This window comes from Curtobacterium sp. A7_M15, from assembly GCF_030705415.1.
GTDB lineage: Bacteria > Actinomycetota > Actinomycetes > Actinomycetales > Microbacteriaceae > Curtobacterium.
Map to the genome: position 1 here is coordinate 1 of NZ_JAUZED010000140.1, position 7669 is coordinate 7669.

Below are 7669 nucleotides of genomic sequence, written 5' to 3' on the forward strand. Positions count from 1 at the left end.
CGCGCCCCGGCTCTTCGGGGCGCGATGCCCGTGTCGGGGCGCGAAACTTCCGACGCACGGCGCAGTGCCCGGGGCGCGGAACGTCCACCGCACCGCACCGCACCGCACCGCACCGCGCAGCGTCCGCTCCGGCGCGCGAGCACGCCCCGCACCGGCGCCCCGCTCAGTCGGCCAGCGGCACCTCGATGACGACACGCTCCGCCGGGTCGGTCAGCACCCGCTCGAGGTCCCCCCAGGTCTCCGCGCGCCGGTACTCCCACCCGAGCCCCGTCACCACCGGCTCCACGTCGACGTGCTGCGGCGTCGTCATCATCCGGCGCATGTCGGCCGCCGGGGTCGTCGCCGCGACCTCGAGTCCGCGGAAGATCGCTCCCCCGCCGTCGTTCCCGACGATGACCTGCAGACGGTGCGGACGCTCCTCGGTGCCGGTCACGAGCGCCCCGAGGTCGTGCAGCAGCGTGAGGTCGCCGAGCAGCACGCGCGTGGTGCCGACCGAGGCGGTCGAACGCTCGAGTGCCGCGGCGATCCCGAGCGCGGTCGAGATCGTCCCGTCGATGCCGGCGAGCCCACGGTTCGCGTGCACCCGGATCGCCTTGCCGGGAACGTGCGCGTCGGCGACGCGGATGATCTGCGAGGCGCCGAGCACGAGGCGGTCGTGCGGCCAGGTCGCACCCCAGACAGCATCGGCGAGCATGGTCCGGTCGATCGCGCGGCGGCGGAGCGCCACCTCGTCGCGGAGGAACTTGTTGCGCTCGGCGCGGTCGCTGGAGCGCTTCGCCTCGAGGTCCGGACCGGCGTCACCACCACCGAGCAGCGCGCGGCTCGTCGCGACCCAGCGGCCGACCCACGCGCGGTGCTCCGGCCGGGTGCGGCCCGTCACGCGGACGTCGGACACGAAGGTGGTCGCGGCGTCGGGCCGGGAGGCGCGGGCCGGGTCGTAGGGATCGGCCCCCGGTCCGCGGACCACGACCGTCTCGACGTCGGCGCGCTGCAGGAGGGCGGGGACCTCGCGGCTGAGCGTGGGGTGGCCGAGCACGACGGCGCGGCGGACCGCGCCGCCGAAGTCCGCCTCGCGCAGGAGTTCGCGGTACGCCACGACCAGGTTGCGCCCGAACCGCGCACCGCTCGACACCTCGGCGACCAGCGGCGCACCGAGCTCCCACGCGATCCGTTCGGCGTCCGCCCCTGCGTCGTGTCCCGCGATGACGATCGTCGCGGGCTCGTCGTCCGGCGCGAGGTCGACGACCGGCAGACCGGAGTGCACCCGCCTGGTCGCGAACGCGAGGTCGACCTCGTCGTCGGGCACCGGCCGGACCGTCCCCTCGCTGAGCCCGGCCGACAGCGGTTCCCGGAAGGCGACGTTGAGCTGCACCGGCCCGGGCTGCCCCGTGTGCCCGGCGGCAGCGGCGACCACCTCGCGCACGAGCTCCCGGACGGTGGCCGCGGCATCGGCGTCGACGCCGTGCGCGGTGGGTGCCTCGACGTCACGGACGACGGCGACGGCCGGCCCGAAGAGCCCGGGCTGCACCGTGGTCTGGTTGCTGCCGATGCCGCGGAGCTCGTCGGGGCGGTCGGCACTGACGACGATCATCGGCACGCCGGAGTGGTGCGCTTCGAGCACGGCGGGGTGCAGGTTGGCGACCGCGGTCCCCGAGGTCGTCACGACCGCGGCGGGTCGACCGGACTCGACGGCGAGCCCGAGCGCGAAGAACCCCGCGGTGCGTTCGTCGAGCCGGACGTGCACGCTGGTGCTGCCCGCGCGTTCGACGGCGACAGCGGCGAGGGCGAGCGCCTGTGACCGGGAGCCGGGGCTCACGACGACGTCGGTGACTCCGGCCCGTGCGAGCTCGGTCAGGAGCGTGACGGCGAAGTCGGTCGCCGGACTGCCGGAAGCGGCCGGGCCGTCAGCGATCGGCGCGGCCGTCGTCGTCGCGGCGGTGCCGGTCGTCGCGTCCGTCCCGCTCGTGGAACTGCTGTTCGAGGTCTCGGAGGGTCTCGTCGTCCTGGTCCTTGTCCGTGCGGTGCCGCTCGGGGCCGCTGGGGCCACCGAGGAAGTCCGGGTCGTCTTCGGGTCCACGGTACCCGGAGCCACCGCCGGGTCGGGCCGCCGGGGCCCGTCCGAGGAGGAACCAGAGGACGCCGCCGAGCACCGGGAGCACGATCACGAGGAGGACCCAGACACCGCGGCTGAGGGAACGGACACGTTCGCGGGGCATCGTGGCGCAGTCGATGGCGGCGTAGACCGTGAACGCCACGGCGGCCACGACGACGATCAGCCACAGTCGGATCATGGCCGGGAGTCTAGGTCGGCAGCCTGTGGGCCCCCTGCCGGTTGCGCATCCGTAGACTTGCGCAGGTGAAAGCGTGGCTCGTCTACACCCTCGCCCGCCTCGGCATCTTCGCCGCGGCGCTGGCTCTGCTCCTGCTCCTGACGCCGATGCCCGGGTACTGGGCGACCATCGTCGCCGCGCTCGTCGCCCTGCTCGTCTCCTACATCGCGCTGCCGAGGCTGCGCGGCCGCGTGACCGAGAGCCTCGCGAACCGCCGACCGACGCCGGACCACGACGTCGACACCGACTTCGAGGACGACTTCGTCGATGCGGCCGACAGCGACTCCCCGGTCGAGCAGCCGGTCTCCGACGCGGACCGCCACGCCGCGCGCCGCGAGCACCGCGACGACTGACCCCCGGGCTCCTACGGCTGGACGGCGAGCGTGATGCCGAGCACCACGCCGAACACGAGCGACGCGAACGACGACAGCTGGAGCGCCGTGATGAGCTCGCGCGGCTTCCGCGACGAGACACCGATCGCGAGCGCCGGCAGCGCCAGCAGCAGCGAGAAGTACGTGAACCCGGTGCGGAAGTAGAGCAGTACGAACCACAGCAGCACCACGTACGGCAGCATCAGGAACAGGCCGTAGAGCACCCGGGCGACCGGCCGTCCGACCACGACCGCGAGGGTTCGCTTGCCCGCCTGACGGTCCTCGTCGATGTCGCGGATGTTGTTCACCATGAGCACCGCGCAGGCGAAGAACCCGGCGGCGATCGCCGCGGCCCACCCGCTCGGGGTGACCCGGCCGATGAGGACGAACTGGGTGCCCAGGACCGCGACGAGTCCGAAGAACACGAACACGAAGACCTCGCCGAGGGCGTTGTACCCGTACGGCTTCTTCCCGCCGGTGTAGAACCACGCGGCGACGATGGCGGCGGCGCCCACGAGCAGGAGCCACCACAGCTGGGTGAGCACCACGATGACGATGCCGGCGACCGCGGCGAGCCCGAAGAACGTCAGCGCGACGGTCAGCACGGTGCGGGGCTTCGCGAGCCCGGCGCCGGTGAGACGGGCGGGCCCGACGCGGAACTCGTCCGTGCCACGCACCCCGTCGGAGTAGTCGTTGCTGTAGTTCACGCCGATCTGCAGGAACAGCGCCACCAGCAGCGCCAGGATCGCGATCGGCAGGTGGTGGCCCTTCGCCAGCCAGTCGCCGAAGTCACCGGCCTCGCCGCTGTCCACGAACCCGACGGTGGTGCCCATCACGACGGGGACGACGCCGAGCGTCAGGGTGCGCAGACGCGCCCCGCCGATCCAGTCGCCCGCCGTCGCGCGGCGCTTCGTGCGCTGCGGTGCCGCGGCCTTGGCCGGGTTGCCGGAGCGTGTCCTGGACCGGTTCGTGTTCTTCGTGCGTGCCACGACCGTCCATCGTATCCGCGTCCGCCGTGCGTCCGGGACGGCGGACCAGGAGGAACGGATCGCGATCGGCGGTCGCCCCGCGTCCGTCAGGCGGTCGGGTCCGCGATCGCCCGGACCGCCCGGCGGTCGGGCTTGCCGGACGCGAGCATCGGCAGCCGCTCGACGACGACCACGTCCGCCGGACGCGCTGCACGCCCGAGGGCGTTGCCGACCGCGGCCCGGACCACCTCGAGGTCGAGAGGACGGTCGGTCACCACGACAGGGACCTCGCCCCACTCCGCCGACGCCCGGCGCGTGACCACCGCACCCTCGTGCCCGTCGAGCCCACGGACGACCCGTTCGACGGCGCCGAGCGGGACCTTCTCACCGCCCGAGATCACGACGTCGTCCAGCCGACCCAGCACCCGCACGACGCCGTCGACGACCTCGGCCGCGTCACCCGTGCGGTACCAGCGGTGTCCGTCGTGCTCCGTGAAGGTCGCCGCCGTGCGTTCGGGGTCGGCCAGGTACCCCTCGGCGAGCATCGGCCCGGACAGGAACAGCTCGCCGTCCACGAGCTCGGTGCGGACGGTGCCGAGCGGGACGCCGTCGTAGACGCACCCGCCGCTCGTCTCGCTCGCACCGTAGGTCGTGACGATCCGGACGCCGGCCTCGCGGGCGCGGTCACGGAGCGTCGCCGGGGTCGCCTGCCCGCCGACGAGCACGGCGTCGAACCCGGCGAGCGCACGGGTCGACCGCGCGTCGTCGAGCACCCGGGCGAGCTGCACCGGGACGAGCGAGGTGTACCGCCGCGGTGCCCCGGGGCCGGTCACGAGACGGTCCGCCGCGTCGGCGAACGCCCCCGCGTCGAAGTGTCCGGGCTCGACGACGACGGGCGACGTCCCCGCGGTGATCGACCGGGTCAGGACGTTGAGCCCCGCGATGTAGTGCGTCGGCAGCGCGAGCACCCAACCGCCGGGTCCGCCGAGCGCCGCGTCCGCCGCAGCGGCACCGGCGAGGAGCGCCTCCGACGAGAGCGCCACGCGCTTGCCGGTGCCGGTGGACCCGCTCGTCTCGACGACCAGGGCGACCCGCTGCGGGACGGTGGTCGGAGCCGGAGTCGGCAGCGCAGGAGCACCGTCCGCGACCGGGAGCAGGGCGGGGCCGCCGGCGAGTGCCGCCTCCAGGGCCCGCAGCACGGCCGACGGGTCCGACGCTCCGGTCGCGACCAGCGGACGGGCCATCAGTAGTGCCAGGGGAAGGACGTCCACTCGGGCGCGCGCTTCTCGAGGAAGGAGTCACGACCCTCGACGGCCTCGTCGGTGCCGTAGGCGAGCCGCGTGGCCTCGCCGGCGAACACCTGCTGGCCGACCATCCCGTCGTCCACCGCGTTGAAGGCGTACTTGAGCATGCGGATCGCCGTCGGGGACTTGCCGAGCACGATCTCGCCCCAGCGGATCGCCTCGCGCTCGAGGTCCTCGTGCGGGACGACGGCGTTCACGGCACCCATCTCGTACGCGCGCTGCGCCGAGTACTCCTGGGCGAGGAAGAAGACCTCGCGCGCGAACTTCTGCCCGATCTGCTTCGCGTAGTAGGCGCTGCCGTACCCGCCGTCGAACGACCCCACGTCCGCGTCGGTCTGCTTGAACTTCCCGTGCTCGGCGCTGGCGATGGTGAGGTCGCAGATCGCGTGCAGCGAGTGTCCCCCGCCTGCCGCCCACCCCGGGACCACGGCGATGACGACCTTGGGCATCATCCGGATGAGGCGCTGGACCTCGAGGATGTGCAACCGCCCCATCGAGGCCTGCGCGGCGGCCGGGTCGACGCCCTCGGGCGGGGCACCCTCGTCGCCGACGTACTGGTAGCCGCTGCGGCCGCGGATGCGCTGGTCGCCGCCGGAGCAGAACGCCCAACCGCCGTCCTTCGGGCTCGGGCCGTTGCCCGTGAGCAGGACGACGCCGACGCGAGGGTCCTGGCGGGCGTCGTCGAGCGCACGGTACAGCTCGTCCACGGTGCGCGGACGGAAGGCGTTCCGCACCTCGGGACGGTCGAACGCCACCCGGACGATCCCGTGCGAGACGTGCTTGTGGTACGTGATGTCGGTGAACTGCTCCGCGATCGGAGCCGCGGTCCAGACGTCGGGGTCGAACAGGTCGGAGACGGGAGCAGCCATGCCCCCAACGCTACCGCCGCGTGCTACAGCCCCGCGCCGTCCGTCGCGGCAGAGCCACCCATGTCGGTCAGCAGTTCGGGGGCGACGATCACGAGCAGGACGATGAGGATCACCGGGTTCGCGAAGAACGCCACGACGACGCCGACGGCGCCGTACCAGCGACCGAACGACCCGACGGCGGCGACGAACCCGAGCACGGCGGCGATGAGCGTGAGGAAGACGACGACGAAGCAGATGCCGAAGGCGAAGTCGGTGTCGCCGCCCATGAACACCGCGAAGGCGCTGGCGTCGACCGCTGCCGAGACCACCGCGAGCCCCAGCGCGATCTTGCCGACCGCCGGGCTGCGCTTCTTGCGGCCCGCCTGCGCCTGCTGCCGGACGTCGACCGTGTTCCGCTGCATGAGCCGGGCGAACTCGCCGGTGTCACGACCGGGAGCCGGTGCCGGCGGTTGCGTGCGCGACCGGGCATGCGGCTGCGTCCTCGCCGAGGACGGTGCTGCGGATCGCTGCTGCGGTTCCGGCGCCACAGGTCCTCCCTCGTCCTCGGTGCTGGTGCTGGTGCTGGTGCTGGTGCTGGGGTGCCGACCGTGGCCGACCGATGCAGACTAGTGCGCTGCCCTGGCGGTCCGCTCCGAGGAACCGTGAGGTGCCCTGGGTGCTCCTGGGATGATGGCCAGGTGCTCCCCGACCTCCGCGACCTCCGCTCCGACGCCCACGTGGTGGCCCTGCCCATGCGGGTCCGGTTCCGGGGCATCACGGTGCGCGAGGCGATCGTCCTGCGCGGCCCGGCGGGGTGGACCGAGTTCTCCCCGTTCGTCGAGTACGACGACGCCGAGGCGGCCGCGTGGCTCCGGGCGACGGTCGATTTCGGGTGGACGGCACACGAGGCCGCCGCTGACAGCGTGCCCGTGAACGCCACGGTGCCGGCGATCGCGCCGGACGACGTCGCGGACCTCCTGTCGCGGTACCCGGGCTGCACGACCGCCAAGGTCAAGGTCGCCGAGCCCGGCACCACGATCGACGACGACGTCGCCCGCGTGGCCGAGGTCCGGCGGGTGATGGGACCCTCCGCCGCGGTCCGGGTGGACGCGAACGGGCTCTGGAGTGTCGGCCGGGCCGCCGAGGCCCTCGAGCGGCTCGCCCCGTTCGACCTGCAGTACGCCGAGCAGCCGTGTCGCACGGTGCCGGAACTCGCCGAGCTCCGGCAGCGCACCGCCGGACTCGGTGTGCCGATCGCCGCGGACGAGAGCGTCCGCAAGGCCTCCGATCCGCTCGCCGTCGCCCGGGCGGGGGCGGCCGACGTCCTCGTCGTGAAGGCGCAGCCCCTCGGCGGGATCAGCGCCGCACGCGCGGTCGTCGCCGACGCCGGTCTCCCCTGCGTGGTCTCCAGCGCGCTCGACACGTCGGTCGGGCTCGGGATGGGGGCGTTCCTCGCGGCGGCGGCCATGTCGCTCGGGTACGCCGCGGGTCTCGGCACCGCGGCGATGTTCACGTCGGACGTCGCGGCGGCGCCGCTGCTGCCGGTGGACGGGCGCGTGGCGGTGCGGCGCGTCGAGGTGTCCGCCGAGCTCCTCGAGCGGAACGCGGCGTCTCCGGAGCGGACCGCGTGGTGGCTTGCGCGGCTCGAGCGGGTGCACGCGCTGCTCGCGGGCTGACCCGACGGGCGCACGCACGGCCGGGAGAGATCCGACGCCGCCGGGGTCGCACGACGTGCCGCTCGCGGTCGGACGGACGGGAGCCATCCGGCCCCCGCCCGGGTCGCACGACGTGCCGCTCGCGTTCGCCGAGGTCGCACGTTCGGCCGCTCCGACGCGTGCCGAACGACCG

At 73.8% G+C, this 7669-nt stretch carries 8 protein-coding genes; 2 read left to right on the top strand and 6 right to left on the bottom strand.

Annotated elements, in window-relative coordinates:
* Positions 1 to 163: 163 nt before the first annotated feature.
* Positions 164 to 1912: a 2-succinyl-5-enolpyruvyl-6-hydroxy-3-cyclohexene-1-carboxylic-acid synthase gene (gene menD, locus Q7F20_RS16820; protein ID WP_305741221.1), complete on the bottom strand. Its 1749-nt coding sequence runs from the start codon at positions 1910 to 1912 to the stop codon at positions 164 to 166.
* On the bottom strand, positions 1905 to 2291 hold the full coding sequence (locus tag Q7F20_RS16825; protein WP_305741215.1) for a PLDc N-terminal domain-containing protein: 387 nt from the start codon (positions 2289 to 2291) through the stop codon (positions 1905 to 1907). The genes menD and Q7F20_RS16825 overlap by 8 nt, the downstream gene beginning before the upstream one ends.
* A gap of 65 nt (positions 2292 to 2356) precedes the next feature.
* Here Q7F20_RS16825 and Q7F20_RS16830 point away from each other — a divergent pair, with 65 nt between their 5' ends.
* The gene (locus Q7F20_RS16830) at positions 2357 to 2683 is read left to right on the top strand and encodes a DUF4229 domain-containing protein (protein WP_305741216.1); all 327 of its coding nucleotides are present in this window, start codon (positions 2357 to 2359) and stop codon (positions 2681 to 2683) included.
* Between the two features lie 11 nt (positions 2684 to 2694).
* On the opposite strand, the gene Q7F20_RS16835 is transcribed toward Q7F20_RS16830, so the two are convergent.
* The 4 genes from Q7F20_RS16835 to Q7F20_RS16850 form a co-directional block, all read right to left on the bottom strand.
* Complete coding sequence (locus tag Q7F20_RS16835) at positions 2695 to 3690, bottom strand: 1,4-dihydroxy-2-naphthoate polyprenyltransferase (protein WP_305741217.1); 996 nt, start codon at positions 3688 to 3690, stop codon at positions 2695 to 2697.
* Between the two features lie 86 nt (positions 3691 to 3776).
* Complete coding sequence (locus Q7F20_RS16840; protein ID WP_305741218.1) at positions 3777 to 4913, bottom strand: AMP-binding protein; 1137 nt, start codon at positions 4911 to 4913, stop codon at positions 3777 to 3779.
* Positions 4913 to 5842: a 1,4-dihydroxy-2-naphthoyl-CoA synthase gene (locus Q7F20_RS16845; RefSeq protein WP_261647095.1), complete on the bottom strand. Its 930-nt coding sequence runs from the start codon at positions 5840 to 5842 to the stop codon at positions 4913 to 4915. The genes Q7F20_RS16840 and Q7F20_RS16845 overlap by 1 nt, the downstream gene beginning before the upstream one ends.
* Positions 5843 to 5865: 23 nt before the next feature.
* Entirely contained in the window at positions 5866 to 6243 is a 378-nt protein-coding gene (locus Q7F20_RS16850) for a hypothetical protein (protein WP_305741219.1), read from the bottom strand.
* Positions 6244 to 6519: 276 nt separating this feature from the next.
* Here Q7F20_RS16850 and Q7F20_RS16855 point away from each other — a divergent pair, with 276 nt between their 5' ends.
* Positions 6520 to 7497: an o-succinylbenzoate synthase gene (locus Q7F20_RS16855; protein WP_305741220.1), complete on the top strand. Its 978-nt coding sequence runs from the start codon at positions 6520 to 6522 to the stop codon at positions 7495 to 7497.
* Positions 7498 to 7669 lie beyond the last annotated feature (172 nt).